Origin of the sequence: Kiloniella sp. (assembly GCF_048270245.1) — a bacterium.
GTDB lineage: Bacteria > Pseudomonadota > Alphaproteobacteria > Kiloniellales > Kiloniellaceae > Kiloniella.
In genome coordinates this window covers 1-26,447 of sequence record NZ_JBLWTH010000012.1, presented here as the reverse complement: position 1 = coordinate 26,447, position 26,447 = coordinate 1, and the positions used below count along the sequence as shown (strand labels likewise).

30 protein-coding genes, 3 tRNA genes and 1 pseudogene are annotated in these 26,447 nt (G+C 43.2%); 20 read left to right on the top strand and 14 right to left on the bottom strand.

The genetic code is table 11. The features are described from left to right. Positions 1–69: 69 nt before the first annotated feature. Positions 70–660, bottom strand: coding sequence for a sigma-70 family RNA polymerase sigma factor (locus ACN0W5_RS18860; RefSeq protein ID WP_417455617.1), 591 nt, complete (start codon positions 658–660; stop codon positions 70–72). A gap of 393 nt (positions 661–1,053) precedes the next feature. On the opposite strand from ACN0W5_RS18860, the gene ACN0W5_RS18855 reads away from it, so the two are divergent. Next, on the top strand, positions 1,054–1,752 hold the full coding sequence (locus ACN0W5_RS18855) for a DUF4126 domain-containing protein (RefSeq protein WP_417455616.1): 699 nt from the start codon (positions 1,054–1,056) through the stop codon (positions 1,750–1,752). Positions 1,753–1,754: 2 nt separating this feature from the next. On the opposite strand, the gene ACN0W5_RS18850 is transcribed toward ACN0W5_RS18855, so the two are convergent. The 3 genes from ACN0W5_RS18850 to ACN0W5_RS18840 all read right to left on the bottom strand — a co-directional run bounded on the left by ACN0W5_RS18850 (position 1,755) and on the right by ACN0W5_RS18840 (position 4,925). After that, a complete protein-coding gene (locus ACN0W5_RS18850) occupies positions 1,755–2,573 on the bottom strand; it encodes a phosphodiesterase (RefSeq protein ID WP_417455615.1) in 819 nt (272 codons plus the stop codon). Between the two features lie 64 nt (positions 2,574–2,637). After that, positions 2,638–4,122 carry a PAS domain-containing sensor histidine kinase gene (locus ACN0W5_RS18845; RefSeq protein WP_417455614.1) on the bottom strand — a complete coding sequence of 495 codons (1,485 nt, stop codon included), beginning with the start codon at positions 4,120–4,122 and terminating at the stop codon, positions 2,638–2,640. A 161-nt stretch (positions 4,123–4,283) separates the two neighbouring features. Next, entirely contained in the window at positions 4,284–4,925 is a 642-nt protein-coding gene (locus tag ACN0W5_RS18840; protein WP_299380573.1) for a MarC family protein, read from the bottom strand. Positions 4,926–5,169: 244 nt separating this feature from the next. On the opposite strand from ACN0W5_RS18840, the gene ACN0W5_RS18835 reads away from it, so the two are divergent. Together ACN0W5_RS18835 and ACN0W5_RS18830 are read left to right on the top strand one after the other, a co-directional pair. Beyond that, a complete protein-coding gene (locus tag ACN0W5_RS18835; protein WP_417455613.1) occupies positions 5,170–5,499 on the top strand; it encodes a DOPA 4,5-dioxygenase family protein in 330 nt (109 codons plus the stop codon). A 152-nt stretch (positions 5,500–5,651) separates the two neighbouring features. Further along, on the top strand, positions 5,652–5,873 hold the full coding sequence (locus tag ACN0W5_RS18830) for a hypothetical protein (RefSeq protein WP_299380575.1): 222 nt from the start codon (positions 5,652–5,654) through the stop codon (positions 5,871–5,873). 125 nt (positions 5,874–5,998) lie between these two features. On the opposite strand, the gene ACN0W5_RS18825 is transcribed toward ACN0W5_RS18830, so the two are convergent. Next, on the bottom strand, positions 5,999–6,337 hold the full coding sequence (locus ACN0W5_RS18825) for a hypothetical protein (protein ID WP_417455612.1): 339 nt from the start codon (positions 6,335–6,337) through the stop codon (positions 5,999–6,001). Between the two features lie 464 nt (positions 6,338–6,801). On the opposite strand from ACN0W5_RS18825, the gene ACN0W5_RS18820 reads away from it, so the two are divergent. The 6 genes from ACN0W5_RS18820 (at position 6,802) to ACN0W5_RS18795 (ending at position 13,201) form a co-directional block, all read left to right on the top strand. Then, positions 6,802–8,115 (top strand): ABC transporter substrate-binding protein, encoded by a 1,314-nt coding sequence (locus ACN0W5_RS18820; RefSeq protein ID WP_417455611.1) that lies wholly within the window; start codon positions 6,802–6,804, stop codon positions 8,113–8,115. A gap of 71 nt (positions 8,116–8,186) precedes the next feature. After that, entirely contained in the window at positions 8,187–9,047 is an 861-nt protein-coding gene (locus tag ACN0W5_RS18815) for a carbohydrate ABC transporter permease (protein WP_417455610.1), read from the top strand. A 2-nt stretch (positions 9,048–9,049) separates the two neighbouring features. Next, complete coding sequence (locus tag ACN0W5_RS18810; RefSeq protein WP_417455609.1) at positions 9,050–9,880, top strand: carbohydrate ABC transporter permease; 831 nt, start codon at positions 9,050–9,052, stop codon at positions 9,878–9,880. 5 nt (positions 9,881–9,885) lie between these two features. Next, positions 9,886–10,776, top strand: a complete 891-nt coding sequence (locus ACN0W5_RS18805; RefSeq protein WP_417455608.1) for a helix-turn-helix domain-containing protein — start codon at positions 9,886–9,888, stop codon at positions 10,774–10,776. Beyond that, complete coding sequence (locus tag ACN0W5_RS18800; RefSeq protein ID WP_417455607.1) at positions 10,773–12,197, top strand: mannitol dehydrogenase family protein; 1,425 nt, start codon at positions 10,773–10,775, stop codon at positions 12,195–12,197. The genes ACN0W5_RS18805 and ACN0W5_RS18800 overlap by 4 nt, the downstream gene beginning before the upstream one ends. Beyond that, positions 12,185–13,201, top strand: a complete 1,017-nt coding sequence (locus ACN0W5_RS18795) for an ABC transporter ATP-binding protein (protein ID WP_417455606.1) — start codon at positions 12,185–12,187, stop codon at positions 13,199–13,201. Before ACN0W5_RS18800 ends, ACN0W5_RS18795 begins: the two co-directional genes overlap by 13 nt. 145 nt (positions 13,202–13,346) lie before the next feature. Here the strand turns inward: ACN0W5_RS18795 and ACN0W5_RS18790 are convergent, their stop codons facing one another. After that, entirely contained in the window at positions 13,347–13,706 is a 360-nt protein-coding gene (locus ACN0W5_RS18790; RefSeq protein ID WP_417455605.1) for a DHCW motif cupin fold protein, read from the bottom strand. A 226-nt stretch (positions 13,707–13,932) separates the two neighbouring features. On the opposite strand from ACN0W5_RS18790, the gene ACN0W5_RS18785 reads away from it, so the two are divergent. The 4 genes from ACN0W5_RS18785 (at position 13,933) to ACN0W5_RS18770 (ending at position 16,858) form a co-directional block, all read left to right on the top strand. Then, positions 13,933–14,370 (top strand): LexA family protein, encoded by a 438-nt coding sequence (locus ACN0W5_RS18785; protein ID WP_417455604.1) that lies wholly within the window; start codon positions 13,933–13,935, stop codon positions 14,368–14,370. Between the two features lie 5 nt (positions 14,371–14,375). Further along, a complete protein-coding gene (locus tag ACN0W5_RS18780; protein ID WP_417455603.1) occupies positions 14,376–15,701 on the top strand; it encodes a Y-family DNA polymerase in 1,326 nt (441 codons plus the stop codon). A 233-nt stretch (positions 15,702–15,934) separates the two neighbouring features. Continuing rightward, on the top strand, positions 15,935–16,459 hold the full coding sequence (locus tag ACN0W5_RS18775; protein ID WP_417455602.1) for a hypothetical protein: 525 nt from the start codon (positions 15,935–15,937) through the stop codon (positions 16,457–16,459). 156 nt (positions 16,460–16,615) lie between these two features. Then, positions 16,616–16,858 (top strand): hypothetical protein, encoded by a 243-nt coding sequence (locus ACN0W5_RS18770; protein ID WP_417455601.1) that lies wholly within the window; start codon positions 16,616–16,618, stop codon positions 16,856–16,858. Positions 16,859–16,998: 140 nt separating this feature from the next. Here the strand turns inward: ACN0W5_RS18770 and ACN0W5_RS18765 are convergent, their stop codons facing one another. After that, positions 16,999–17,526, bottom strand: a complete 528-nt coding sequence (locus ACN0W5_RS18765) for a hypothetical protein (protein WP_417455600.1) — start codon at positions 17,524–17,526, stop codon at positions 16,999–17,001. A gap of 142 nt (positions 17,527–17,668) precedes the next feature. Beyond that, positions 17,669–18,166 (bottom strand): hypothetical protein, encoded by a 498-nt coding sequence (locus ACN0W5_RS18760; RefSeq protein WP_417455599.1) that lies wholly within the window; start codon positions 18,164–18,166, stop codon positions 17,669–17,671. Between the two features lie 92 nt (positions 18,167–18,258). Between ACN0W5_RS18760 and ACN0W5_RS18755 the strand changes: the two are divergent. Continuing rightward, a pseudogene (locus tag ACN0W5_RS18755) lies at positions 18,259–18,342 on the top strand (DUF4113 domain-containing protein); the annotation flags it as partial. Between the two features lie 60 nt (positions 18,343–18,402). Here the strand turns inward: ACN0W5_RS18755 and ACN0W5_RS18750 are convergent. Continuing rightward, positions 18,403–18,478 (bottom strand) — tRNA-Thr (locus ACN0W5_RS18750). A gap of 506 nt (positions 18,479–18,984) precedes the next feature. Between ACN0W5_RS18750 and ACN0W5_RS18745 the strand changes: the two genes are divergently transcribed. Then, positions 18,985–19,218: a hypothetical protein gene (locus tag ACN0W5_RS18745; RefSeq protein ID WP_417455598.1), complete on the top strand. Its 234-nt coding sequence runs from the start codon at positions 18,985–18,987 to the stop codon at positions 19,216–19,218. Between the two features lie 213 nt (positions 19,219–19,431). Here ACN0W5_RS18745 and ald read toward each other — a convergent pair whose 3' ends face one another. Together ald and ACN0W5_RS18735 are read right to left on the bottom strand one after the other, a co-directional pair. Continuing rightward, positions 19,432–20,550 (bottom strand): alanine dehydrogenase, encoded by a 1,119-nt coding sequence (gene ald, locus ACN0W5_RS18740; protein ID WP_417455597.1) that lies wholly within the window; start codon positions 20,548–20,550, stop codon positions 19,432–19,434. 145 nt (positions 20,551–20,695) lie between these two features. Further along, complete coding sequence (locus ACN0W5_RS18735; protein WP_417455596.1) at positions 20,696–22,048, bottom strand: aspartate aminotransferase family protein; 1,353 nt, start codon at positions 22,046–22,048, stop codon at positions 20,696–20,698. 207 nt (positions 22,049–22,255) lie between these two features. On the opposite strand from ACN0W5_RS18735, the gene ACN0W5_RS18730 reads away from it, so the two are divergent. Next, the gene (locus ACN0W5_RS18730; RefSeq protein WP_417455595.1) at positions 22,256–22,813 is read left to right on the top strand and encodes a cupin domain-containing protein; all 558 of its coding nucleotides are present in this window, start codon (positions 22,256–22,258) and stop codon (positions 22,811–22,813) included. 121 nt (positions 22,814–22,934) lie between these two features. Here ACN0W5_RS18730 and ACN0W5_RS18725 read toward each other — a convergent pair whose 3' ends face one another. The 3 genes from ACN0W5_RS18725 to rlmB all read right to left on the bottom strand — a co-directional run bounded on the left by ACN0W5_RS18725 (position 22,935) and on the right by rlmB (position 25,845). Further along, positions 22,935–23,807 carry a TIGR01459 family HAD-type hydrolase gene (locus ACN0W5_RS18725; RefSeq protein WP_417455594.1) on the bottom strand — a complete coding sequence of 291 codons (873 nt, stop codon included), beginning with the start codon at positions 23,805–23,807 and terminating at the stop codon, positions 22,935–22,937. Positions 23,808–24,077: 270 nt separating this feature from the next. Further along, the gene (locus ACN0W5_RS18720) at positions 24,078–24,710 is read right to left on the bottom strand and encodes a TetR/AcrR family transcriptional regulator (RefSeq protein WP_417455593.1); all 633 of its coding nucleotides are present in this window, start codon (positions 24,708–24,710) and stop codon (positions 24,078–24,080) included. Between the two features lie 271 nt (positions 24,711–24,981). Beyond that, positions 24,982–25,845 (bottom strand): 23S rRNA (guanosine(2251)-2'-O)-methyltransferase RlmB, encoded by an 864-nt coding sequence (rlmB, locus tag ACN0W5_RS18715; RefSeq protein ID WP_417455592.1) that lies wholly within the window; start codon positions 25,843–25,845, stop codon positions 24,982–24,984. A gap of 30 nt (positions 25,846–25,875) precedes the next feature. Here rlmB and ACN0W5_RS18710 point away from each other — a divergent pair, with 30 nt between their 5' ends. From ACN0W5_RS18710 to ACN0W5_RS18695, 4 genes are all read left to right on the top strand, one after another. Then, the gene (locus ACN0W5_RS18710; protein ID WP_299379136.1) at positions 25,876–26,004 is read left to right on the top strand and encodes a hypothetical protein; all 129 of its coding nucleotides are present in this window, start codon (positions 25,876–25,878) and stop codon (positions 26,002–26,004) included. Positions 26,005–26,040: 36 nt separating this feature from the next. After that, positions 26,041–26,126: transfer RNA gene (locus tag ACN0W5_RS18705), tRNA-Tyr, on the top strand. Positions 26,127–26,165: 39 nt separating this feature from the next. Further along, positions 26,166–26,239: transfer RNA gene (locus ACN0W5_RS18700), tRNA-Gly, on the top strand. A 98-nt stretch (positions 26,240–26,337) separates the two neighbouring features. Next, positions 26,338–26,447, top strand: a 110-nt coding sequence (locus ACN0W5_RS18695; RefSeq protein WP_417455639.1) for a GTP-binding protein, incomplete at its 3' end; no start/stop codon positions are given.

Sequence of the window (26,447 nt, the reverse complement as noted above, 5' to 3'; positions counted from 1 at the left end):
TTTTTCTCGAGAGGACTCTCTCATTTCTTCGGATCATTTCCCCTCTTCGCATCATTTCCCTCGTACCTTTTAGATGCTGGACCCTAAAATGCGTCTTAATTTGTTGATTGCTAGTCTCAATCTTGACTTTACAGTTCCTAAGGGCAGGTCTTCGTGTTCTGCAATTTCCTTGTGTGTCATATCTTTATAAAAGGCGAGCTCAAGTAAAATGGACTGGTCAGGCGGAAGACTCTCTATTGCTTCTTTCAGTAAAGATTCGACCTCTTGATGCTCAATACCCTTGTCCTGGCTTGGGGATTCATCAATTTGATTTTGCAGGTGTAATTGGCCTTGCAAATAATCTTGATCAACAGGAAGTAGTCTCTGTCGGCGATAGCGATCTATACGGCGGTTTCGTGCAATGGCGAATATCCAACTGGAGACATAACTTTTTTCTGGATCATATGATTCTGCTTGGCGCCATAGGGTGAGCATGACGTCCTGAACCAAGCTTTCTGTAATATTATTATCTGTGCCGAGTTTACGCATATATGACATCAGGCGAGGGGCAAAATGTCTGAAAAGTTTGACAAAAGCCTCACGGTCTCTGGAATGGGCTACCAGAGCCATCAAATCGGCCTGTTGCTGAGCACTTAGGCTATCTGTAACACCATCATCCAACGCTGAAAACTCCCCTAGCGTGGCCGATTTCTCGGACTGGTTCAGAAATCCTCGGGATATCTGTTCGTCCTGTGGCGCATGTTTTTTACATTACCCAACAAGTTGAACATTTCCCCCATTGAATTCTGTAATTAAAGTTGGAACTCTTGGTTCCGTTAATTTCTCTCCTATCGATTTATCGACACTTTTTTTGTATTTTTATAGTGTGGCAAAATTGAGGTCAGAAATAGATATTCCTAGATTATAACAGGGATTATAAAAGATTTTATGTTAGAAATCTCTTGGTAAATGTATTCACTGTTCCTCTATATAATATGGCCTAGAATAAATATAGTTCGTTAATACGGTTAGAAAAATACCAACAATCTTAATTTAATCATTATCGGGGCTTCAATGTCGCTTTTTGAAATCGTAATTTTGGCAATGGGTGTTGCTTGGGCTGGGGGGATTAACCTTTATGCGACCTTGGCGGTTCTAGGTATTCTTGGGGCCAGTGGGCAGCTTGACTTACCTGATGGAATCAACGTCGTTCAGCATCCAGCTGTGATCGTGGTTGCCGTTGTTTTTTATGTGATTGAGTTTATTGCGGATAAAATTCCAGCTGTAGACTCCGTCTGGGATGGATTGCATACCTTTATACGTATTCCTGCTGGTGCGTTGATGGCGGCAGGTTTGCTGGGGGATGTCAGTACTGAAGCACAGGCAATGGCATTCGTCGGCGGTGGGGGGCTTGCGACGATAAGTCATTCAATGAAGGCTGGTACACGCGCCATTTTAAATACATCACCAGAGCCCTTTACAAATATAGCGGCATCGTTGGGCGAAGATGTTTTGGTTTTTGTTGGTTTGGCTACGGCGCTACTAAGTCCGGCTGTTTTTGCTGCGTTTCTGGCCTTGTTTCTGATTTTGGCAATCTGGATCGTCCCCAAGATCTTTCGCGGAATACGCAAGGTCTTTCGGTTTATTTTCGGCAAAACTGATACTAAGAAAGATGGGGATGACCCATTCGATAGGCCATTAGAAACGAGGGAACAATTCGAAGATGAAATCGTTGCTGGAAAAACAAAAAAGCTTGGTAACGAGACGGAATAAAATTAGTTAGTGGCTGGTGTCGGAACGCCTTCGGTCAAACCGTTTGGATAGGTACCAACAAAACTTAGATGAGATACCAACCCTGTGTCGTTACTCCAGTAAAATAGGCGTATACAGGCAGGTTCAAATCTCGGTGTGATATCATTAACGGGTTGCATTTCAAGTCCGTACGAAAAGGTTGCACTTGGCGTGACAAATAAAACAGTTTTAGCCCAGTTGGCGACGCTGTCACGGTGTGTATGACCACAGGCAACGCCAAGTACTTGATCATGGCTTGCAATGATTTGTGCTAACTTTTTACCATTAAAACAACGCATACTATCCTGATAAGGCAGATGTAAATCTGCGGGCGGGTGGTGCATAAAAATAAGCGTTGGTCTTTCAGAATCTAAAGATAGTTTGTCATCAAGCCAATGTAAGCGTTCATCGCAAATTATACCGTGATGTGCGCCAACTTCCAGCGAGTCCAGCATGATCAGACGTAAGGGGTATTGCTCTATTGTGTATTGTAGGAATGCGCCTTGACTAGGTAAGTATCCATCATTCTGAAAAAGACGTCGCAAACTTTCCCTGCTGTCGTGGTTGCCCGGTATTACAAAATAGGGGAGGCCCATTGTATCCAATAGCTTTTTTGCACGTTCGTAATCTTCTATGTTGCCATGGTTTGATATGTCGCCTGTTACAACGACAAGGTCAGGTTGTGGAGTAAGCTTTGACAGATGTTTTACTGTTTCCTTTAGGCGATCCATAAGGTCAATGGGACCAGTGTCAGTTTCTATAATACGGCCTATGTGGAAATCGGTTATTTGAGCAATCAACATAACGCGCTCGCATTCATGATGTGAAATCTTGATCTTCGTGCTACTTGGTATTCAGAAAATGTAATCAAAAGGTTTTAGTTCTTTTTGGTGGGAAGTGTAAACAAACAGTCGTGCCTTGCCCTAAAGCGCTGTCAATGCTGAGTTCGCCCTGATGAAGTTCGACAAAAGATTTGGCGATTGATAGTCCTAAGCCAGTTCCATCGTGGTTTCTGGTTTTGCTTTCAGCTACTTGAGTAAAAGGTTGTGTCACCCATTGTATTTCATCAGGGGCGATGCCAATGCCGTTATCAGAAACTTTAATTTCTAGTTCCTCATTACCTGTTAAGCCTGCTGTTATTTGTACTTTACCATTAGGGTCAGTAAATTTAATTGAATTGGTTAAAAGATTTAAGACAGTTTGTTTTATTTTGAGTCGATCCAGAGAGAAAGTGGGTAAGTTTTCTGGACATTCAATTGTTATTTCAATATTGGCTTGGGAACTGCGTTCTTTTACCAATGTCTTGCACTCGTCGAGTATGGTTTCTAAATGAACATCTTCTTCGTCTAATGCTACATTTCCAAGCTCGATTTTTGACTGATCAAGAATTTCTGAAATCAATTCTAATAGATGAATACTCGATCCGTTGATTGCTTCAGAATATTCTTTGTATTTAGGATTGGAATGTTGACCAAACATCTCTGACATTAAAATCTCTGAAAAGCCAATGATACAATTCAAAGGCGTTTTAAGTTCGTGGCTCATGTTTGCCAGGAATTCTGACTTTGCGCGGCTGGCTAATTCGGCAGTCTCTTTTGCTTTTAAAAGTGTGTTTTGTGCTTCTTTGATTGCAGTTATATCACTTTGAATCGATACAAATCCTTTACCGGGAACGGCCCGATCTGTTGTTCTTATCCATCGGCCATCTCTTAGCTTAACTGTAAATGATCCTTTTAGCTCACGTCTGTAAGCTGCTTTCCGCTCTAGATAATCTTCACCCTTTTCGTCACCAATGGCAACGTTACCATTAAGGATGTCAATTTTCCCAAGTTCTTTGAAATGAACACCAGGCTTTGTTTGCTGTCTGGTATATTGATACATATCGCGGAAATTTTGATTGCATATTTCTAGGCGTCCATTGCTATCGTACATAACAAAAGCCTCAGCAATAGAATCAATTGCATCCTCAAGGGCGTTTTGCGCTCTATGCTGTGGTGTTACATCTTCTAGGGTATTCATGATGCAAGAAGATTGTGTACCAGAAGAGGGCTGTACGAGTGCTTTTTTTATTGTTATGCGATGCTCTTGCCCATGGGTGCTTTTTATTGTGAGGTCCAGCGATTTTGATACACCAGTTTCCAAAATCTCTTGATCTAGTTTTTGAAAAATCTCTTGTGGAATAGGGGTTTCCAGTAACTTTTCTATTCTAGTCCCTTCATGCTGGGGTGATTGCTCTGAGAATTTCTCAAAAGCATCGTTTCCTGAAATAAAAGTTTGGAATTCATCTGTTACAAAAACAGGTAGAGGAAAGGCATTAAGTAAAGCCTGCCAATCAGAAACACAATCTTTCACACCTACTCCTACCCACTAAACGACACTTTTCAAGTGAAATGCTTCAAGCTCTGTGGCTTGTTTATTCTAGAATGCATTTCATTCAGGTAACACTTTATAGTCAGGAAAAGTTTCTAAAGTTTAAAGAGGGCTTTCACCGTAACCTTGACCCGACATATTAATTAACTGAGAAGGCCTCTTTTCAAGCCATCGAGGATGTATTGAATGGCAAGTGCAGCTAAGACAATACCAAGAACCCTGGATATAATATGGGTTATCGTATCTCCAACAAATCGTTCTAACTTGTCCGCAAGTAAGAAGAGTGTGAGGCAAAGCAGTAAGACCCCGGCCAAAACCATTAAAATAGCAGATTGCGCGACAATATTTTCTTTATTTGCACTCATCAGCAACATGATTGTCGCGATCGCCCCAGGCCCAGAAATCAAAGGGATCGCGAGTGGGAAGACGGCGATATCTTCATGAAAGTCTGATCCTTTGACTTCTTCCGCGTTAATTTCCCGTCTTTTGGCGCGTTTGTCGAACACCATTTCCAGTGCGATCAGGAATAGCATGACGCCGCCTGCAATTCGGAATGCGGGAAGGCCAACGCCAAGAAGTTCAAGGAAACGATCGCCCAGCAGGGCAAAAAAAACGAGGATAACACCACCAATCAAGACCCCTTTGAAGGCCATTTTTCTTTTGTGAGCAGCGCTTGCGCCTTGAGTCAGGCCAATAAAAATCGGTAACAAGCCAAGGGGATCTATAATGACAAATAGAGAAACAAAAGCGGTAAGTGCAATGTCGAAAATGGCAGGCGTCAGCATCAAGAAAATCTCAAACTTTATGGGCTATATGTCATGGCTTCAATTCTTCAATAGCTTTATATCTTATAATAAACTCTTAAGCGATGGACTTTTCTTAAGCCTGCGTGTGGTTTCTTTTGAGCGTTACAACGTGGGAGAGGAAGCGAGTTACCATGGGGCGCTAAATCAAATTTGTAAGGTGCTTTACACTTTTTGACCAAAATGAGTAGGGTGTCTCATTGTAGAAAAACAGAAAGATATCTAGATGGTTTTCCCGTGTGATTATCACGTGCATTTTTATTTTAATCAGGAAACGGTCGCCTTGGCGCGACAAATTTGTGAAGAGGTACGAGACAGATTTGCCGTACCCATGGGCCGGGTTCATGAACAAAATGTTGGCCCACATCCTAGGTGGAGCTGTGTGCTTACTGTTCCAGCTGAAAAATTGGGGGATGTTATTTCCTGGGTTTGTCTAAATCGCAGTGAATTGACCGTTTTTATCCATCCAAATACTGGTGACGATTTAAAGGATCATCGAGATCACGCGATATGGATGGGTGAAATGCTGGAATTAGATTTGTCTGCATTTCATTAAAGGGCCATTTCCGGGACCAACTTAGAAATAGATGATATTAAGTTTTTTTTGTAATGTTCTAAATGTGTTAACATATGATCCATATTTAAGGGGTTATGCTTTAGCTCTTAGATGGCTTATTGTTTGATAAAGACGTTATTAGAGGGGATGGTATGAAGAAGTGTAACAAATGCTTTTCCGAACGCGTTGTCCGTTACGAGCTCAGTCGCAAGGATATTGAAAAATCCGGAAGCTGGTATCTGGATAATGATATGAACAAATACCAGCCTGAAGATATAAAAGACGTTGAATCTGGTCATGTCTCTGTCGATTTGACACTCCATGTTTGCCTTGGATGCAGCCATGTTCGAGGGACCGCAGCCAATCGGGAATAGGTCAATTCTCGATTAAAGGCGTGATAGGCGAGGAGGCAACCTTAGACCTTAGGCTAAAAATAAAAGTAGAGCGTTCTGGCCATAACGTAACTTAACGTTTCTTGGTCCGAATATTTACTGGGTACTTAGTGGTCTGATTTTTCTAAAAACTTATCGCTAAGGCCCGTTTCATAAGCAATACCTTCGACGGTCAAAGTGATTGCCTGCCCATCTTCTTTCACCAACCCTTTGCGTGCCAAAGCAACCCAAACGGCGGGATTATCGAAGCCGCTGGCATCCTTGGCGGACACAACGAATTCCCCAACGTGCATATGATCCCCATGTGCGTGGGGAAGTTGAGACAAGGTTACCTCTCCGTTTGGATGATGCACAGCTTGTCTTTCGTCACGGCCAATGACTTGAGCAAGAACAAGGGTACGCAGTTGGAGTTTATTTAGCTTCAACGGATTTTTCTTTACGGCCATCAATTCTTCCTTCGATACAGACTTATGATTCTGCGTAGGGTTGTTATATAATTCTGCACTTCTTAGCCTGCAAAGACTCTATTGAAAATAGACGAACTTAGATTTCTGTAATTCTTTAAAGTCTTGGTCGCTTCCCAAGCTAAGGCTTTGTTCTGGTGTTATGGGGGAGTAAATCTCAATTAATTTCGTAGTTGAGCCACAGAACAATATGTTTTTTGAACTACAATGATCAGAAATATAATCTGTAATACAGGGAAATTATAATTCGTACATCTTCATTTTATACTATTTAAGGTTAGATAATGTTTCATAAATGTACTTTTTAGACTGTAAAATGTAATTTTATGATAAAATTTGTATAAATAGTATCTTTTCTTGGTAAAATGCTATTGGCGACATTAACGCATCCTTTGCAGTATAGAATTACAGCTTTTATCTTCAATCGTGATTTCTGGGAGGAACACATGAAGTATTTACGCACAACGGCATTGGGGATGATGCTTAGTATGTCAGCGATCTCTTTTAAAGTTGCAGTTGCAGATGAGATTACTATCGCAACGGTTAATAACGGTCATATGATCGAAATGCAAAAATTAACCCCTAAGTTTGAAGAAGCCAATCCTGGTATTACTGTGAAATGGGTCACATTGGACGAAGGTACTCTTCGGTCGCGTGTTACGACAGATATCACGACAAAAGGTGGCCAGTTTGATGTAATGACAATCGGTATGTATGAAGCCCCTATCTGGGGTTCACGTGACTGGTTGGAACCATTGGAATTTGGCGCTGAGTATGATGTTGATGATATTTTGCCCGCAATGCGTGACGGTCTATCCCATGATGGTAAATTATATGCTGCGCCATTTTATGGTGAATCATCAATGATCATGTATCGTAAGGATCTTTTGGATGCTGCTGGTATGACGATGCCTGATAATCCTTCATGGGGACATGTGAAAGACGCCGCGGCAGCTATGACAGATCGCGATGCAGGTCAGTACGGTATTTGTTTGCGCGGCAAGCCAGGTTGGGGCGATAACATGGCATTCCTGACAACTATGGCAAATAGCTTTGGGGGGAAATGGTTCAACGAAGATTGGACACCTGATCTGGATAGTCCTGCATGGAACCATGCGGTTAATTTTTATGTTGATTTGCTGACAGCATATGGACCGCCGGGATCAGCGGGTAATTCTTTTAATGAAATTCTTGCGTTGATGAACGAAGGTAAGTGCGGGATGTGGATTGATGCAACAATCGCGGCGTCTTTTGTGACAAACCCCAGCCAATCAAAGGTCGCGGATAAAATGGCATTCGCGCAGTCACCACAAGCAATTACAACACGCGGCGCAAATTGGCTTTGGGCATGGGCTTTGGCTGTTCCTTCCGGAACGAAGAAAAAGGCTGATGCGATGAAGTTCATGGAATGGGCGACATCAAAAGAATACATTGAATTGGTTGCAGAAACCAACGGTTGGGCTGCTGTGCCAACGGGTACTCGTCAATCTACATACGACAACCCTAAATTCAAAGAAGCGGCAACTTTTGATGAGGCAGAGCTGAAAGCGATTTTATCTGCAGATCCATCAAATTCAACGCAAGATAAAACACCGTATATTGGCGTTCAATTCGCTGCTATTCCAGAGTTTCAAGCAATTGGCACAGCCGTTGGTCAACAAATGACAGCAGCACTGGCTGGCGATATCTCTGTGGAAGAGGCTTTAGAAAATGCACAAGCTGCAGCGGACCGTGAAATGAGAAAAGCGGGTTACTACTAGTATCAAGGTATTTGTATTAAATCGGGGTAGAGCAATCTACCCTGTTTTAACCTTCCTTCAGGATCATTTTCATGAACAGAACTCTGGTTAGACTCTTACAAGCCCCCAGCATTATCGTTCTTTTAATGTGGATGATTGTCCCATTGTCGATGACGATCTATTTCTCGCTCATCCGCTACAATCTTTTATACCCTGAGCGGACTGGTTTTGTCGGACTTTCAAATTACGAATTTTTTGTAACAGATGCAGCCTTCCCACCAGCCGTATGGAATACACTAATCTTGGTTGGTTCTGTGTTGTGTATTTCAGTCGTTTTGGGGTTGGCGATTGCAATTCTGATTGATCGGCCGTTTCTGGGGCGTGGCATTGTTCGCGTTATGCTTATTTCACCTTTTTTCATAATGCCAACGGTTAATGCTTTGGTGTGGAAAAATATGATGATGAACCCGATCTATGGATTGTTTGCCGTTGTCGCACATGCCATAGGGGTAGAACCAATTGATTGGTTGACCGTATACCCGTTGCTATCTGTTATCATTATCGTGAGTTGGCAATGGACACCTTTTGCCATTCTGATTTTCATGACTTCTTTACAATCTCAGGATCAAGAACAAAAAGAAGCGGCAACATTGGATGGGGCAGGTTTTTGGGCGCAATTTTGGAATTTGACTTTGCCGCACCTCGCGCGTCCGATTGCGATCGTTCTGATGATACAGATGATTTTTCATTTATCAATTTTCGCAGAAATCTTTGTAACCACATCTGGTGGTCCAGGTACGGCAAGTACAAACATTGCTTATTTGATATACGCACAAGCCTTATTGCAATTTGATGTTGGTGTTGCATCTGCGGGCGGTGTTTTTGCTGTGATACTAGCCAATATTGTCGCGATCTTTTTGATCCGTGCTGTTGGCAAGAATTTGATGGTGTAGTGATGACAGATAAACAAATTCTTGAATGGAAAAATCGCTTTGCAGTAATAGGAGCATGGTTTGTTGCAATCTTGTTCTTTTTTCCAATTTTTTGGATGGTTTTGACCAGCTTTAAAACAGAACTTCAGGCGATTGCAATTCCGCCATTGTTGGTTTTTGAGCCAACATTGGATAACTATACTTTGATCCAAGAAAGAACGGATTATACGCAATACGCATGGTCGAGCGTTGTGACCAGTCTTGGCGGTACAGCCTTGGCGATGTTGATTGCGATCCCTTCAGCTTACGCCATGGCCTTTAGTCCAACCAGGCGTACCAAAGATATTTTATTGTGGATGCTTTCCACTAAAATGTTACCTGCGGTTGGAGTTCTTCTGCCAATTTATCTGCTATCTCAAAAACTAGGGCTGTTGGATACAAAGACCGTTCTGGTTGTTATTTATGCTTTGATAAACCTGCCGATCATTATGATGATTCTGTTCAATTATTTTCGGGAAATCCCAAAAGAAATATTAGAGGCTTCTAGGATGGATGGTACATCCACCTGGAATGAAATCACCCAGATTGTAATGCCTTTGGCATGGGGTGGCATAGCTTCGACGGCGCTTTTATCCGTTGTGTTATGCTGGAATGAAGCATTTTGGGCAATCAATTTAACCTCATCAGAAGCTGGGACTTTGGCTGCCTTAGTTGCTAGCTTTTCTAGTCCAGAAGGATTGTTTTGGTCGAAGCTTTCAGCTGTTGCCACATTGGCATGCGCACCGATTGTTGTCTTTGGGTGGCTTTGCCAGAAACAGTTAGTCCAGGGCTTAACTTTTGGGGCAGTGAAGTAACATAAATGTCTATTGTTCAAGCTGAAATAGAAATTGTTGATCGTAGTCGCGAAAGTATTCGCTATTTGCAACATGGATGGCCCAGCGAATTGTGTCGTTGGCACAGCCATCGTGAATACGAACTACATCTTATTACAGAGACCCGGGGAAAAGCGTTTGTTGGCGATTATATTGGCGACTTCAAACCGGGTGCATTGTATCTCACTGGGCCGAATTTACCGCATAACTGGATTACAGACGAAGTGTGGGCACAAGAAGTGCCAATCCGGGATATGTTGGTCCAGTTCAGACAGTCAAGTATGGATGCGATCATGACTGCCTTTCCCGAGTTCACAGAATTGAAGCCCATGTTAGACCTTGCCCAATCCGGTATTGAATTTGTCGGTTTTGATCCAAAGACAGCGGTTTTGCAAATGGAAAAGATACGGGAACTTCGAGGTGTAGAGCGTGTCGTGGCTTTGCTGCACTTTCTGGTTTTGATTAACAAAAACAGTAATAAAACCACATTATCTGTTTCTAAATTGATGCAACCGGAAGGGGGTAAAAAAGCACGTATTGGGAAGGTCATTGATTATATTGTTAATAATTTTGCCGACGAAATTTCTGTGAAAAAAGCGGCTGCAATGACGTCGATGTCACCAACTACATTTTCGCGTAATTTCCAGTCTGTAACGGGGCATACGTTTGTTGAGTTTGTAAATCGTATTCGTATTGGTCAAGCTTGCAGCATGCTTTATGCAACCAACGATCAGGTTTCAAGTATATGTTTTGACGTTGGTTTTCAAAACCTTGCAAATTTCAATCGACATTTTCTCAGAATTAAGAACATGACACCTTCAGCATATCGTCAAATAGCACAAACAGAGTTGGCGCATCAATCAAAGGAAATGCAATGAGCGCATTTTCCTCTCAAGATATTTATGAAACAACTTATAATCCAAAACTTTGTAATGTCGGTATTGTACACCTTGGGTTTGGGGCCTTTCATCGATCTCACCAAGCGCAATACATTGATGATTACATGCAGACGACGAATGATCTGCGCTGGGGAATCGCAGCAATAAATATTCGAAGTGAAGACAGTGAGAGCTTTGCGAAGCACAGCTTTGATGAGGCTGGGTATATTCTTAAATCTATCTCGCCAACTGGTGATGTTAAATTCCGACGCGTGCGGTCTCATATCAAGTTTTGCGATTGGGCACGATCTGTCGAAGATGCTGAACAATTGCTGACTCAACCAAGCGTGACAATGATTACGATTACAGTGACCGAAAGTGGCTATTACTTGGATGACGAAAGTCATTTAAACCGTGCAGATCCTGTTATTGCTGGGGAAATAGAGAATCAGGCCCGGGGCGCATCCGTATATAACTATTTGATGCACGCATTGGAGCACCGTCGTCATGCCGATGTGGGGGGGATAAGTATCCTGTGCTGTGATAATATAAGGCAAAATGGTAAAGTATTAGAACGTAATTTTTTGAGCTATTTACATTTTATGGACCGACACGATTTAGCACAGTGGGTTCAGAATAATGTGACATTCCCATGTTCTATGGTCGATCGCATTACGCCGCGTAGCACGCAAGATTTGGCATCTGAAATCATCTCTTTATTTGGTGATCAATCCAATGTGCCTGTTATGGCAGAAGATTTTACGCAATGGGCTTTGGAAAATCGTTTTGCGAACACAGTGCCTGATCTTGCCCTGGTCGGTGTTCAGCTGGAACCTGATATTGATCACTTTGAAGAAACAAAAATACGTATTCTGAACGGGGGGCATACCTGTATTGCTTATTTGGCTGCTTTGAAAGGATTTAAAACTTTTGATCAAGCGATGGTTGATCCAGAGATTTTCACCCATTTTGATGGCTATGAGCAACATGAAGTTCTACCTGCGCTGAAAGTAAATACCCCTTTTGATAAAAATGAATATCTGCAAGAGATTATCGCACGTTTTAAAAATGCATCTATTAGCGATACTATTGAGCGAATATGTGCGGATGGTTTTTTAAAGTTTCCAATTTTTATACGCCCTACTTTGCAAGGGGTGTTGGCTGCCCAGCGGGTACCTCACTTTGGAATTACCTCAATTGCGAATTGGTATATTTTTTGTCGCCTGAATGCTGAAGGTAAGCTTTGCATTAACTACAACGAGCCTAACTGGCATAAGCTTGAACCGCTCATCCAGCCGGGTGCATTAGATGACTTTGTAACGTCGCGTACGCTTTGGGGTAATATTCCGAATGATTATCCTGAATTTGCAGCGACGCTTAAAGACAAAATACATGAGATGGAGCAAATATGGCTGGGGTAACGATTAATAATTTGCGTAAATCATATGGCGATGTTGAAGTTATGCACGGCATAGATTTACAAATAAACGATGGTGAATTTGTTGTCTTTGTAGGCCCATCGGGGTGTGGTAAATCTACGTTATTACGTATGATTGCTGGTTTGGAAGATGTTACATCAGGGTCTGTGTCTATTGGTGATCAGGTCGTAAATCATGTTGCTCCCTCTAAAAGAGGCGTGGCGATGGTATTTCAAACATATGCTTTGTACCCGCACATGAGTGTTTATAAAAACATGAGCTTTGGGTTAAAGCAGCAAAAGACTCCTGCCGCTGAAATCGACGAACGGGTAAACGCGGCTGCAGAGATTTTACAAATTACAGATTATTTAGATCGTAGCCCTAAAAATCTCTCTGGTGGCCAACGCCAGCGTGTTGCCATCGGCCGCGCAATTGTTCGCGACCCAGAAGTGTTTTTGTTTGATGAACCCTTATCCAATCTTGATGCTTCTTTGCGGGTACAAACACGTTTGGAAATTGCGCGACTGCATGAGCGTCTTGGAACAACGATGATTTACGTGACACATGATCAGGTAGAGGCGATGACCTTGGCTGATAAAATTGTCGTTTTACGAGCAGGGGTGATTGAGCAGGTCGGGTCACCTATTGATCTTTATACCAGTCCCGTAAACCAATTTGTTGCTTCTTTTATTGGAAGTCCAAAGATGAATTTCTTTGCGCCGGATGATTTGCTGACAAATGTGCCAACAATACACACGACTGGCATCCGTCCTGAACATTTGATCCTTTCTGCAAAAGATAAGGCTGTTGTATCTGGAACACTGGAATTGATAGAGCACCTGGGGGAATATGCCCTAGCTTATTTAATTTCAGATACGGGAACAGAATTTACGGTGAAGATGGAAGTACCTCCGAGTACTTCTATCGGTGAAACGTTGTATTTTTCTGCAAAACTAAATACGACACATCATTTTGATGCTGAAACTTCTGTGCGGGTTATAAGCTAGTATCTAGATTTTGGTATATTTTTACATGCTGTATCTCTGGCCTTCTTTTTTGCAGGTAGAAGCGCTGTGATCTTAAAGAAGTTTTAGAAATAAGAGGCGCTTATAGAAGAGAATGGCGACTGAAGATAAGAAGAACTTTGTTCAATTAATCTTTTTGCCCAGCTTTGAGAAAATCGCCATCAATTATCAATAATTTGACACCATGTTTTGTTACTGATTTGTGTGAACTTAGATCATCAGAGACAACATAGGTCATGCCTGCTGAAAGTGAGAAGTTTGTGCCGTCACTTAGCTCACTAATGAAGCTACCCTCTAAACACTGAACAATATGTCCTTTCTCACACCAATGATTAGCAATATAACCTGCGGAATATTGTACGATTCGGATACGTAGACCTTCATATTGTCGAGTTTGCCAGTAGGCTGTGCCTTCATCACCGGGGTGCTCTGTTACTGGTATTTGCGCCCAATCGATTGTTTGGAAGGGGATATCTTGTATTGCCATCGTTTATTCCTATTGAATATGCTTTTGTGATGTTGTTTCGTATTGTTACGTAATATAGGGCACCTGTATGTGATGTGTTCGCGAATAGATTACATATCTTCTGTGCCTATAAGTTGCTTATTGATCATGGACCGTTTTAGAGGTCGGCTATTTCTTGACTTTTAATTAATTTTGTTCTCTATTTGTTCTTATTTGGTTCCTGAATTTAGTATATGAGAACGTACTCATGAAAAGTAAGTCTCTTGAGTGTCTGGGGCAGGCGAAAAAGGGAATGTTTCTCCCACTTCCTCTCTATGCTTTCAGGATTCCTGCGGGCTTTCCTTCCCCGGCTGAGGACTATATGGAAGGGACGCTGGATTTAAACGAAGAGTTAGTCGATTGTGCAGAGGCTACCTTCTTTATGAGGGTTTCCGGGGATTCCATGGTCGGGGTTGGCATTATGCCGGGGGGGATGCTTGTTGTAGATCGGTCTTTAGAGGCAAGACACGGGCAAATTGTTATTGCTGTACTTGATGGTCAATTGACGGTAAAGCGCCTATATGATCGCGGCGGATACATTAAACTGTGCTCGGAAAATCCTAAATATCAGCCGATTAAAATTTCAAGAGAACAAGATTTACAGATCTGGGGGGTGGTGACGAATGTGATCACCAAACTGGACTGACCTGTATGAGGAATAATAGCTCTGCTAATATCCCCTCTGATGCCAACCTTTTTGATGATCGTCACTGGATTGCACTGGTTGATGTTAATAACTTCTATGCGTCTTGCGAACGGGTTTTCCGTCCAGACCTAGAGGGGGTTCCCATTGTGGTTCTGTCCAACAATGATGGCTGTGTGATCGCGCGTTCGGAAGAAGCCAAAAACCTTGGCTATAAAATTGGTGATCTCTTTCACGTTATTAAGCCCAAATTACGTCAAACAGGGACAAAATTTTTTTCGTCTAACTATGCGCTTTACGGGGATATGTCTGGCAGGGTGAACAAGGTTTATGATTGTTTCACGTCTTGTATTGAGACTTATTCGATTGATGAAAGTTTTCTTCGTCTCTCTGGACGAGACGGCGTCCAGAATAAGGAAACTCTGATCGAGTTGGGGCACTGCATTCGTAGAATGGTGCGTCAGTATACCGGATTACCGGTCTGTGTAGGAATTTCGACGACAAAAACCCTAGCCAAGGTTGCGAACCGTATCGCCAAAAAGGATGACCAATATGGTGGTGTATTTGTATTTGAACCGGATAACAAAATGCAACTTCAACAGATATCAATTGGGGATGTCTGGGGGATTTCTCGACGTTTGACGCCGAAGCTACAGGCGTTGGGCATTTATAGTGCGCTTGATCTTGCGTCTGCTGATCCAAAACGCATTCGATCTGGCTTTAATGTCGTGCTCGAACGTATGGTACACGAGCTTAATGGTATTCCCTGTCTCAGTATTGAAGAAGTGGTGCCGCCTCGGAAAAGTATTATTGTTTCGCGTGGGTTTGGCCGATATCTAAGTGATCTTTCTCTCATCCAGCAGGCCGTTGCGGCACATGCTACCCGGGCTGGCGAAAAATTGCGAGGACAGCAGCTTGCCGCAAATAAACTGAGCGTTTCCTTGCGCACCAGTCCTCATGGAAAAGATCAAATTTATTACAAGAATTCCTTTAGCATTACCTTTGCCGAGGCAACAGATGAAACATCCTTGTTGATCAAGGCGGCGGAACATTGCCTTAAAAAAGTGTATCGGGAAGGGTTGCAGTACCAGAAGGTTGGAATTTTTCTCGGTGGATTGGTTGGTGCCCAAGGGGTGCAACAGAATATCTTTGCTAAAAATGATGTAAAAAAGTCAAAGGCCCTGATGAGCGTTCTTGATGATCTTAACCGTTCCCATGGGCGTGACACTGTTCATTTTGCCGCATCAGGTATGAATGATGACTGGAAGATGCGGCAAAAGATGATTTCTCCACGCTATACCACTCGGTGGAGCGATTTACCTGTTGTGAAGTGAACATAGATTTATCTTTGTTCCTGTTCACACGCTATGGGGTAAAATTACAAAGGGTGCAAAAGCTTCCTGTTTGGATTGATCTCTTAGGGTAAAGTTTGCCGGGGTGGATTTTTTTATGCGTTATTTTTGCTTGTTTTATCGTTTGTTAGGGGCTGAATTTACCTAATTCTGCGAAAACTAAACTGGCACTTATCTTGCTTCATGTTTTCTAAACTAATGATGGAAAAGAAAACATGATCAATCTTTTGAACTCTTCCTGGTTTGATCGCAGCACCGCGGCGAATTCTTCTAATAATCCCTATGTTCAGCAATCGCGTGAACAGGCGCTTTTGGCAAGTAAGACCAAAGTCAATGCAGCTGATACGCAGTCTGACACAGCCAAAAATCAAGATCAAATTTCCATCTCGCCCGAAGCGCAAAAGCTGATTTACCAGCAACAATTGGATAATCCACGGACTGATCGGCAAAGGGCAGCTAACCTTGTCAAGCTAATGCCAAGTAGCGTGCAATCCATGACTGGTGGTCTTAACTGGATGGATGCAGCTAAGTCGGCCACGGTTGATAGTAGTTCCGATGTGGCAAAGCAGGTAGAAGAAGCAAAGGTCAAGGATATGCTTGAATATCCTATGGAATATCTAAGACAGATTGGTCCAGCGGCTCTTTCTGCTCAAGCAAAAGCGATGGGGTTTGAAATGCCACAGTCTTTGGCAGATCTAACGCAAAAACAGGCGCAGAGTCTGGTGCTTAAGTTAATGTAAAAGAAGTTTTGCTATAAGAGATGATCAAGCAGCTAAAAATCGGGATCTAAAGTTGGGGTATGCATTCTCGCGTTAATCGCTTAACTATATAAAACCAGCTATGTAATAGGGAACCGGATTTGGGTACACTGAACAAAATAAATAGGAGAGTTCGGTATGAGTACAGATGATTTCAAGTCGTTCCTGAAAGAAAAAACAGCTCTACCACAGGACACCGCTGGTTGGATTGATCTCTTTCTTGCCGATCTTGATGTGCCCAAAGTTTCAAGTTTTACTGAGCTCAAAACTTATTTAGATAAACACATCAAAGATCCCGATAAAAAAGAACAACTCAAAAGCGTCCCGCATTACTGGGAAGAGTATGAGAATAGCTTGAAGGAAGAGCAGGACCCACAATAAGGTAAGGGTTTATTTGATAGGATCTAATTTATCACTTTTTGAATAACGAGCTTTGTAAAGCACTATTCATATACTCTAATTCATGAACAAGGAGTGTTTAAGCAATAATACAATGTGCTGGTGCGGGTAGATGCTCATTATTAAAAAGGGTGGTTTTCAACAAAGCCGTCTGTTGCTTTTGTTGCTATCCCACGAACATAACCAGCTGATTTTCCTGTTGTTGCTACGATCAGATAATTTTTATTATCAAAATATGCCCGAAAACAATGTGTGAAATTCTTTGATTTTCTATATTTGAGACACAGTTTGTTATCAAAGATCTTCCACTGTCCCGTTAGCTTTTTAGTGCAATTCCATTGGTTCGGAACACTGGTTGTATCGCAACGGCGATAAATTGAGTAGCCATCCTCATTGTAAAATTCCATCCAGTGTGAACGGTAACCGTTAAGTGGAATTTCCGGTGTACTTACATATTCACCAGTAATTGTCTTGTTTAGTATGAGCCGAGTAATTTCCTCACCCGATAACGGTGTAAGTCCCTTATCTTTTAGGCTTTCTTCGGATGTATTGTTGGGGAGCTGGGCCACTGTCTCAGCATCTTTATTATTAGATGCACACGCGATTAATAACAGACAGGAAAATGTTAAGAGTAATTTTTTGTAGATCATTTTTTTAACAAATCGGTGAAATTTGAGAAGGGGACATACACAGTAGTATTTGTGTTTTATATGGTTTGTTCAACCTAAGGAGGAAGGGGGCATTATGCAATTAGTAATTTATGATGAGTGAGTGGTAAGATGATTTATGAGATTATTTGTTGACTATAATATTGTAAAAAAACACTTTTTTGCTCTGTGCTGTAGCCCAGTATTTAAATCCATTGAATGTTACTTCTGCTTTATTCGTCTGTGTCTTAGTAACAGGTAGAACTGTGCCTTTAATGATTTGCATTACTTCATCGGTATTCAAAGAGGGGTCGATGATGAATGCAACGCTGAGAGCAAGAAGAAGAAATTTGTTTTTATCTCCATTGACCACTGTAACAGAGGCAGCGATTTTGGAGTATTTCTGACCTTTAGTCAGCAGGATGCTGTCGTTGCCTATATGGTAACGACAATAATATATATCATCAGTTACGCATTTTGCTGCTGTTACCTTGTAATCAAGATTAAGCTTTTGAGTTGTCTCATTAAAGGTGTCTTCAAACTTAGTGAAATCTGCTTCTTCTTCCACGCGGTTATCAGCAAACGCATTGCTTGTGAAAATAAAAAAAATAATAGCCATGAGTGTTTTAAACATAAACTTCATAAGCTATCTCTCTTTCATGTGGAAATTTTTGTGACAAGAATCTCAGAGTATTTAGAAGTATTTACTCTCAATCCTGATAAAATGGAAGATACAGGATGAGACAGAGGATGGTGTCACCAAATTACACGACGAGATGGGGCAATGTGCCGGATGGGTTTTCGGCGTGGTATAAATAGCCCATTTTTAGCCAGAGCGTTTTAGTTATTTGATGATTCAGCTAAGTGCTTGAAAAGAAGTGGTGCCTCCACCAGGACTTGAACCCGGAACCCCCTGATTACAAATCAGGTGCTCTACCAGTTGAGCTATAGAGGCACAATGGTCAGCCACTTATTCTTTGCGACTTCGTTGGGAAGTCATCGTGGCGACGAGGCGGAATTTAGGTGATTCGTTTAAATTACTCAAGAGGAAAATGACAAAAAAAATATTTTTTTTAAATTTCACGTAATTCATTGAAATAAAACAGTTATTTTTGTGGCTTGTTTTTCTCTAATTCCTATTGCTCATGTCGCCGTTAAAGGAATCTGGTTTTTACCCTGATTTATGTTGGATCGAAGCGTTATGTCTTTTGATCACGCCTTGTTAAATTTTCAACAGAAGGGTTGTGCGATGTTAACCTGTTTTGTTTAAGTGCAAAAAATCTAAGTAATTGTTTGAATTGAGGGATTTGGCATCATCGGCATATGGTTAATTTATTGTAAATTTTTCCGTCACAGGAATGCCCTAGCTTTGCCCCCATCATGCTACACCCCTATTACGTAGGGCCTTCTATACTGTCCTTAATAGATAGTGTAAACAGTGCGATATTAAGGATGCTTGCAATGGATTATGACACTCGAAACTTTGATTTTAAAGTTAGCGACTTCGAAGCAGTGATTTCCTCTGAAAGAGTTGATTTGTCGACGGCTGCACGGCGCGTGTCATCTGATCAGGTGGAGCTTGCCCGTTTGACGCCCGGAGATCTGCTGGACAATGATTTGTGTTCTGTTCCCCTTTTAGATGCGGCAGGTCTAAGTGACATGCTGAGCGGAGACCTCTCTTTTCTCGCCTCGTAAAGGTGTCTGGCGTCTAATTTGTCACTAATTTAAAAAGCATCTGCTTATAAAGCCTTCTCTGGTCCAATATTGTCTGTTTCATTATTGGTGGGGAGGGCTTTTTTTATTGAATAATCGCAAAAATAATAAGGCGAGCGCTCGTTAGAGGCCCGCCTTATTTTATTCGCCCCTTACTCAAGGGAGGATTATATGCTCTTTAAAGAAGCCTTTGTTCTATAGCCCCAGTACTTTGGCGCCAGATACATATTCCAGGCCATGTGCTTCAGCAACGGGCTCACAGGTTACTTTACCAAACGCAACGTTCAAACCTTCCATCAGGTGTGGATCGTCTGCCAACGCTTTTTTGTAGCCTTTGTTTGCCAGTGCAAGGGCGAATGGCAATGTGGCATTGTTCAGGGCGATGGTTGATGTGCGGGCAACGGCGCCTGGCATGTTGGCAACACAATAGTGGATAATGCCATCAACTTCGTAAGTAGGATCCTGATGTGTTGTCGCGTGCGATGTTTCAAAGCAACCGCCTTGGTCAATCGCAATATCAACAAGAACGGAACCCGGACGCATTTTGCCCAACAGTTCTCGACTGACAAGTTTCGGTGCTGAAGCTCCGGGAACCAGAACCGCACCGATAACCAGATCAGCTTCGGACACATATTTCTCAATGGCATCAACTGTGGAGTAAACAACTTTGAGCTTATTGCCATAGAGGCTGTTTAGCTCGTCAATACGTGGCAGAGAGCGATCCAGGATCGTGACTTCTGCTTCAAGGCCCATGGCCATACGCGCAGCATGTGTTCCGGAAACACCACCACCGATGATCGTGACTTTACCGGGTGCAACACCGGGGACACCGCCAAGAAGAACGCCTGAACCGTTCGCTGCTTTGTGCAGGCAATTGGCACCAACGTGTACTGACATGCGGCCTGCTACTTCTGACATCGGGCGTAAAAGCGGGAGGGTGCCTTTAGTATCTGTAACAGTTTCGTATGCAACGGCCACACAACCAGATTCAAGCAAGCCATGGGTTTGTGGCGCATCTGGTGCCAGATGTAGGTAAGTGAATAGCAATTGGCCTTCACGAAGCTGCTTGTATTCAACTTCCTGTGGTTCTTTTACTTTCACGACCATTTCAGCTTTTGCAAAAATTTCTGCTGGGGTTGTAACGATCGACGCACCAGCAGCTTCGTAATCAGAATCTGTAAAACCAATACCACCCCCGGCATTGGTTTCTACAATAACTTGATGACCATTATGTACGAGCTCTCTCACAGAGCTTGGGACCAAGCCCACACGATACTCGTGGTTCTTGATCTCCTTTGGAACACCAATCAACATGTTTTTCTCTTTCCTTGTTCTGTCGCTCAAACTGCTAATTTTCTAATTGTGTTCTTAGTTTATTTTAGCAGTAGGTTCTTAAAAGGTGCAGACCAATCTTTTTGATGGGTCCACACCGGTTATCCGTGCTGTTTTACAGACGGTTTTAGTCCAAATCGTTCAGAACGGTCTGGATTGTTTCAAAGATCTGATCAATCTGCCCTTTTTCGATAATCAGTGGAGGTGACAGAGCAATGATGTCACCTGTGACACGAACAAGTACACCTTTATCAAAACACTTCCTGAAAGCTTCATAGGCACGTTTGCCAACTTCACCGGGGCGGGATTCCAATTCAATCGCGCCGATCAGGCCAAGATTTCGGATGTCGATAACATGGCGCGTGCCTTTAAGGTTATGTGCGGCATTGCCCCAATATTCCTCAAGCTCTTGTGCGCGTTCGAACAACCCTTCTTCTTTATAAGTTTCGAGAGTTGCAAGGCCTGCAGCAGCAGCTACGGGGTGGCCAGAATAAGTATAGCCGTGGAACAGTTCGATCGAGCTGCTAGGATCGTTATCGGCTGCGTCTTCAAAGGCTTTGTAGATGCCTTCGCGGCAAATAACACCGCCCATAGGAATCGTACCGTTAGTCAAGCCTTTGGCGCAGGTGATAAGGTCAGGTTTTACACCGAACTTATCAACGGCAAATGGTGTTCCAAGGCGGCCAAAGCCGGTAATAACTTCATCAAAAATCAGCAGGATACCGTGTTTGTCACAGATCGCCCGTAGCTTTTCCAGATAACCTTTGGGGGGCATCAGGACACCGGTTGATCCTGCCATAGGTTCTACTATGACCGCTGCAATGGTTGAGGGATCGTGCAGGGCACAGATACGTTCCAGATCGTCAGCCAAGTGGGCTCCCCATTCGGGTTGACCCTTCGTATAGGCTTGCTTCTCCAGGTTGTGTGTATGGGGCAGGTGATCAACACCGGCGAGCAAGGTGCCAAATACATTGCGGTTTTTCACAATGCCCCCGACTGAAATGCCGCCAAAGCCAGTTCCATGATACCCGCGTTCACGACCGATGAGGCGTGTGCGTTGTCCTTCGCCGCGTGCTCTGTGATAAGCGAGGGCTATTTTAAGGGCAGAGTCCACGGCTTCTGATCCAGAGTTACAGAAGAACATGTGGTCGTACCCATCCAGCATCGCTGTGACACGAGATGCGAGTTCAAAGGCAAGGGGATGACCAAGTTGAAAGGTGGGGGCAAAATCAAGTTTGGCAATTGTTTCCTGCACAGCCGTCGTGATGCGCTCACAAGCATGTCCTGCATTACAGCACCATAGACCTGCGGTACCATCCAGAACCTGATTACCTTCTATTGTTGTGTAGTGCATGCCCTTGGCGCTTGTCAGCATCAAAGGCTCTTTCTTGTATTTTCTGTTCCACGTAAAGGGCATCCAGAAAGCATCAAGATTGTTTGGTGATCTATCGAATTCGTTATTCAAAGGTAGGTTGCTCATTACACCCGCCTCCCATGTTCAGTGTTTCGGATTTAGTCTTTCGATTTGATGCTCTGTCGTTACGTGATTTTTGCCCGTAATCATTTTTCGCATCACTTTAAAAGAATCATACATGATTAAAAAAATAGGCAACACCCCCTTTTTTATACCTATATGGTGGTTTTTTTGTTAATAGTGTTAAAAATAATAAGCAAGAAAGTGAAATTAATGGAAGATGATGATTTTGACCTCGGTCTCCGCCTTCGAGCGTTGCGACAGCTCAATGGTTTGTCGCAACGAGAGTTGGCAAAACGAGCCGGAGTCTCTAATGCTGTTATTTCGTTGATTGAACAAAATAAGAGCAGCCCCTCGGTCGGCGTTTTGAAAAAAGTTCTCGCGGGAATTCCGATCTCGGTTTCGGCTTTTTTCTCGGAAGATCTGACACCAAGGCAAAAGGTCTTTTACCGGGCTGAAGATCTAACTGAGATTGGCAGCGGTAATATTTCTTACCGACAGGTCGGGCGCGATCTTAGTGACAGAGCGTTACAGATTCTACATGAAAAACTTCAACCAGGGGCGGACACCGGTGAAACGCTTTTGCGTCATGAATCCGAAGAATCCGGTATTATCGTCAGTGGCGAGATTGAATTAACTGTTGGTGATCAGCGAAAGGTCCTTAAAGCAGGGGATGCTTTTTACTTTGATAGCCGTATTCCGCATCGTTGGCGAAATCCAGGAACAAAAGAAGTGATTATTATTTCGGCTTGTACACCGCCCACATTTTAACCCAAGCCTTTTGATTTTCATTATTTAGAAGGTGAATGCTTGGGGGAGCAGGAAACGTATCCAATTGTTGCCGAGGCGATTACGGAGATAAAGAAGGAAAGTATATTTCGGTGATGAGGGGCTACCAGCGTAACCAAGGTAAAATCGCTCTCGGGCATTCGCCAGCTTGTTCTGCAACTTCTTGTACTTTGTTGGGTTCTAGCTGACCACTTGGTTGAATATTCAAGTCTTTGGTATGAATGCCGCCGCCAACCCACAGACTGTCAATGCTTGCCTGTCTGGCACCACGGATATCTGTTATTAGGCTATCACCTATCATGACGGCGCGGGGTCTAGATATCTTTGTCAGGTTAGAAAACACGCTGTCATAAATAGCAGGGTAGGGTTTGCCAAAGCGTTCAACCGCCCCGCCCAGTTCTTCATAAAGGGCAGCAATAGCGCCGGGGCAAGGTATAATTTTGCCGCCACGATGAATGACAATATCTGGGTTGGCGCAAACCATGGGCAGGTCAAGTGTCAATGCAGACTTCAATAGGTTCGTATAGCTGTCAACTTCATCTTCTTCCCTAAAGAAGCCAGTACAAATAACAAGTTCTGCATCTTCCAATATAACTTCTTGGCCGCCACAAGCATCCAGTGTTGGTTGCGTGCGCTCTGGGCCTATATGAAAGTACCGTGGTCCACGAGGGTGGCTTTGTTGCTTTTCTCTGTCTGCTATTATGCTTGCAGTTACATCCCCAGAAGTTAGCAATGCGTCATATATGTCCTTTTCTATGCCAAGGCTGGTTAGATGAGCGGTGATTGAACTGCTCAATCTTGCGGCATTAGATAGAAGTATTATCTCTGAACTCTTTCTTGTGCGAAGAGTTTGTAGGCATTTAATTGCGTCGGGATAGGCCGTAATACCATCATGCATCACGCCCCAAAGATCGAAGATAAAAAGATCGTAATCGTCAACGATCTCAGACAAGCCCTTCAGGATTTGGATATGCATGAAATACTTTCAAAGAAGCTATAGGGAAATCAAAACCATACACTTTTAAAAAAAGCTATGACAGGGGGGGGGCGTGGCCAAGCTTTTGTATTTAGAGGAAGCGATACGGTCTTACAGAGTAACCTGTGACTCGATCATTAAACGCTTCTAATCTGTGCTGAGGCTTTTACGTATTCTGGTGTAGCGCCCAAATACTATTAATAGGTAGATCTGGTAACAGGTAGTATCTGGGCGTTACCATTACTTTTCTTTAAGTATCTGTTCTAGCTTTTAAACTTTTGTTCCGGTTTCGCCATCTGTCAGCATCGAATCAATCTGGGCTAGAGCATTCACTTCCAGGCGGGCAGCCTGTTTTTCTGTGAATACGCCAGTTTTAAGAGACGCAAAGGCAATGTTGACCAAAATTATACCAAGGCGATTGGCGATGAACTCTTCAGTTTCAACTTTGTTGAACAGTCCTTCTTCGCGACCCTTCTCCAGAACGGCAGTGAGGCGTTCGTAATAGGGGTAGAGAATAGCTTCATTTGCATTAAGGGCATCAATACCTTGCGGAGCAGCAAAATCAGCAAGCAAAACAAGTACATGTGCTCTGTTTGTTGTATAGCGCCGTACCATTAACCGGGTGTGTTCTCTCAATGCTTCACGCGGTGGAAGATTTTCGATTTCATCAAAGTCTTCAATAATACCTTCGAGAATACGCTTCCCGATTTCAATCAGTACAGCACTTCGCCCTGCAAAGTGGGCGTAGAGAGAGGGAAGCTGTATACCTATTTCTTTTGTTATGTCTTTGAGTTTTAGCCCCTCAACGCCGTGTTGGGCGATAAGCTGTTCGGCAACATCGACAATTAAGTCGCGTGTGCTCAATGAGCTGGAAAGATATTTATTGCGTTTAGGTGGCGGCATATTAAATTCTGCTGGTGTTATTAATAAAGCTGTTTTGTTTCGCGGCACTTTTTAAAGGTTGTGCCTTTCTTCGTTATTAGTGGCAGTATTTTTACCGCTCGTTGTTTTTGGCCTAACTAAGTTAGGTGATTTTTGCAAATCAATCAAATTCTGGTTGGGTCTTATCGGGTAGCCGTTTTAGGTGAAAAAAATAAAATAGGCAAATTGCAACAACCTACCTGATAGCTCCATAGGATGGTTCTGTCAGGTAAGTTGTTGACTTAGCATGGTATTATTTGCTGCGTGCTGTTTCATAAAGAGCTACGGCAGCGGCACTGGAAACATTAAGAACCCCAAATGCATCCGTTGTTGGCAGATTTACCAGCATATCGCAGTGTTCCCGGGTAAGGCGTCTGAGGCCTGTTCCTTCTGCACCCATAATAAGGGCGATCTTGCCGTTGGCTGGAAGAGCTTCCGAAAGTACTTTCTCTCCTTCGCCAGCGAGGCCGTAACACCAGAAGCCAGCTTCTTTAACTTGTTCCATAGCACGGACAAGGTTGGTGACACCAACATAAGGGATGTGTTCAAGGGCGCCTGAGGCGGCCTTGGCAAGCGACCCTGTTGGTTGTGCCGAATTTCTGTCGGTGGTAATCACAGCTTTGGCCCCAAAGGCCGCTGCTGAACGCAAAATTGCCCCGACGTTCTGTGGGTCAGTTACTTGATCTAGAATTAAGAGAACAGTTCTGCCTTCTGGCTGGAATTCCCAATCGTCATCGCCTTTTTTACCGGCTGCACGTTCCGCCAGCTTAACTTCGGTCAGGATGTCTTCTATAAAAGTCTCTTCAATAGCAGAGGCCAGGCAGGCAATTCCCTGATGCACAGCACCGGGGGGGAGGAGTTCATTCAAATCAGCATTTGCAACATGATCGGGAACAAGTTTGCGTTCCGTTTCGTATTCAATTTCGGCAAGTTCCGATTCTAGTTTGGATTTGGTATCCGGCGTAATTGCGAATCGTTTTATCTGCCGATCTGGATTCCCAAGTGCTGCAAGGACGGCATGAATACCATAGAGCCATAAATTTCCTGCTCCGGGATTTTCTTTTTTACCTGAGCGTTGTGAAGAGTTCTTTTTTCGCAGTTTTTTGGGCTTTGCCATGACAGTCTTTTGCTCCGGAGTTTTCGTTTCATGGTCTATATGACAGTTCATCACGAAGAAAAAAACAGGAATGATGATATTTTTATGGATCTTCCAGTTGACATGCGTCTGGAAATGAACATATTTCGCATCATCAACGCACACCGAAATGCTCGGTAGCTGAAGCCTCTCCCTTAGAGGTAGCGTGGATAACATGGAGGGATGCCCGAGTGGCTAAAGGGGGCGGACTGTAAATCCGCTGGCGTCTGCCTACGTTGGTTCGAATCCAACTCCCTCCACCATCCACATTTCAGTTGATCGTGTTCCGTTGTGTGATGTATGCGGGTGTAGCTTAGTGGTAAAGCCCTAGCCTTCCAAGCTAGTTATGGGGGTTCGATTCCCCCCACCCGCTCCAAAATTTATCCCTGAAGCTCGCATGCTTTCAAGTGCGGGCTTTTAATGTATTTGAGCTTGAGGACGCGTGGTCGTCCATCAGAACTGGAATTAGGCGAGATGGCTAAGGAAAAGTTTGAGCGGACGAAACCGCACTGTAACGTAGGTACAATTGGTCACGTTGACCATGGTAAGACAACTCTTACTGCAGCGATCACGAAAGTATTGGC

What these genes read in the sequence shown, in the direction of transcription:
- ACN0W5_RS18825 (WP_417455612.1), bottom strand. Translation starts at nt 6,337, where the DNA reads ATGGCCGTAAAGAAAAATCCGTTGAAGCTAAATAAACTCCAACTGCGT.
- ACN0W5_RS18710 (WP_299379136.1), top strand. Translation starts at nt 25,876, where the DNA reads ATGGTCTATATGACAGTTCATCACGAAGAAAAAAACAGGAATGATGAT.
- ACN0W5_RS18760 (WP_417455599.1), bottom strand. Translation starts at nt 18,166, where the DNA reads ATGAAGTTTATGTTTAAAACACTCATGGCTATTATTTTTTTTATTTTC.
- ACN0W5_RS18805 (WP_417455608.1), top strand. Translation starts at nt 9,886, where the DNA reads ATGTCTATTGTTCAAGCTGAAATAGAAATTGTTGATCGTAGTCGCGAA.
- ACN0W5_RS18840 (WP_299380573.1), bottom strand. Translation starts at nt 4,925, where the DNA reads ATGCTGACGCCTGCCATTTTCGACATTGCACTTACCGCTTTTGTTTCT.
- ACN0W5_RS18850 (WP_417455615.1), bottom strand. Translation starts at nt 2,573, where the DNA reads ATGTTGATTGCTCAAATAACCGATTTCCACATAGGCCGTATTATAGAA.
- ACN0W5_RS18810 (WP_417455609.1), top strand. Translation starts at nt 9,050, where the DNA reads ATGACAGATAAACAAATTCTTGAATGGAAAAATCGCTTTGCAGTAATA.
- ACN0W5_RS18855 (WP_417455616.1), top strand. Translation starts at nt 1,054, where the DNA reads ATGTCGCTTTTTGAAATCGTAATTTTGGCAATGGGTGTTGCTTGGGCT.
- rlmB (WP_417455592.1), bottom strand. Translation starts at nt 25,845, where the DNA reads ATGGCAAAGCCCAAAAAACTGCGAAAAAAGAACTCTTCACAACGCTCA.
- ACN0W5_RS18820 (WP_417455611.1), top strand. Translation starts at nt 6,802, where the DNA reads ATGAAGTATTTACGCACAACGGCATTGGGGATGATGCTTAGTATGTCA.
- ald (WP_417455597.1), bottom strand. Translation starts at nt 20,550, where the DNA reads ATGTTGATTGGTGTTCCAAAGGAGATCAAGAACCACGAGTATCGTGTG.
- ACN0W5_RS18725 (WP_417455594.1), bottom strand. Translation starts at nt 23,807, where the DNA reads ATGCATATCCAAATCCTGAAGGGCTTGTCTGAGATCGTTGACGATTAC.
- ACN0W5_RS18790 (WP_417455605.1), bottom strand. Translation starts at nt 13,706, where the DNA reads ATGGCAATACAAGATATCCCCTTCCAAACAATCGATTGGGCGCAAATA.
- ACN0W5_RS18785 (WP_417455604.1), top strand. Translation starts at nt 13,933, where the DNA reads ATGAAAAGTAAGTCTCTTGAGTGTCTGGGGCAGGCGAAAAAGGGAATG.
- ACN0W5_RS18730 (WP_417455595.1), top strand. Translation starts at nt 22,256, where the DNA reads ATGGAAGATGATGATTTTGACCTCGGTCTCCGCCTTCGAGCGTTGCGA.
- ACN0W5_RS18815 (WP_417455610.1), top strand. Translation starts at nt 8,187, where the DNA reads ATGAACAGAACTCTGGTTAGACTCTTACAAGCCCCCAGCATTATCGTT.
- ACN0W5_RS18720 (WP_417455593.1), bottom strand. Translation starts at nt 24,710, where the DNA reads ATGCCGCCACCTAAACGCAATAAATATCTTTCCAGCTCATTGAGCACA.
- ACN0W5_RS18830 (WP_299380575.1), top strand. Translation starts at nt 5,652, where the DNA reads ATGAAGAAGTGTAACAAATGCTTTTCCGAACGCGTTGTCCGTTACGAG.
- ACN0W5_RS18765 (WP_417455600.1), bottom strand. Translation starts at nt 17,526, where the DNA reads ATGATCTACAAAAAATTACTCTTAACATTTTCCTGTCTGTTATTAATC.
- ACN0W5_RS18745 (WP_417455598.1), top strand. Translation starts at nt 18,985, where the DNA reads ATGGATTATGACACTCGAAACTTTGATTTTAAAGTTAGCGACTTCGAA.
- ACN0W5_RS18800 (WP_417455607.1), top strand. Translation starts at nt 10,773, where the DNA reads ATGAGCGCATTTTCCTCTCAAGATATTTATGAAACAACTTATAATCCA.
- ACN0W5_RS18780 (WP_417455603.1), top strand. Translation starts at nt 14,376, where the DNA reads ATGAGGAATAATAGCTCTGCTAATATCCCCTCTGATGCCAACCTTTTT.
- ACN0W5_RS18795 (WP_417455606.1), top strand. Translation starts at nt 12,185, where the DNA reads ATGGCTGGGGTAACGATTAATAATTTGCGTAAATCATATGGCGATGTT.
- ACN0W5_RS18835 (WP_417455613.1), top strand. Translation starts at nt 5,170, where the DNA reads ATGGTTTTCCCGTGTGATTATCACGTGCATTTTTATTTTAATCAGGAA.
- ACN0W5_RS18770 (WP_417455601.1), top strand. Translation starts at nt 16,616, where the DNA reads ATGAGTACAGATGATTTCAAGTCGTTCCTGAAAGAAAAAACAGCTCTA.
- ACN0W5_RS18775 (WP_417455602.1), top strand. Translation starts at nt 15,935, where the DNA reads ATGATCAATCTTTTGAACTCTTCCTGGTTTGATCGCAGCACCGCGGCG.
- ACN0W5_RS18735 (WP_417455596.1), bottom strand. Translation starts at nt 22,048, where the DNA reads ATGAGCAACCTACCTTTGAATAACGAATTCGATAGATCACCAAACAAT.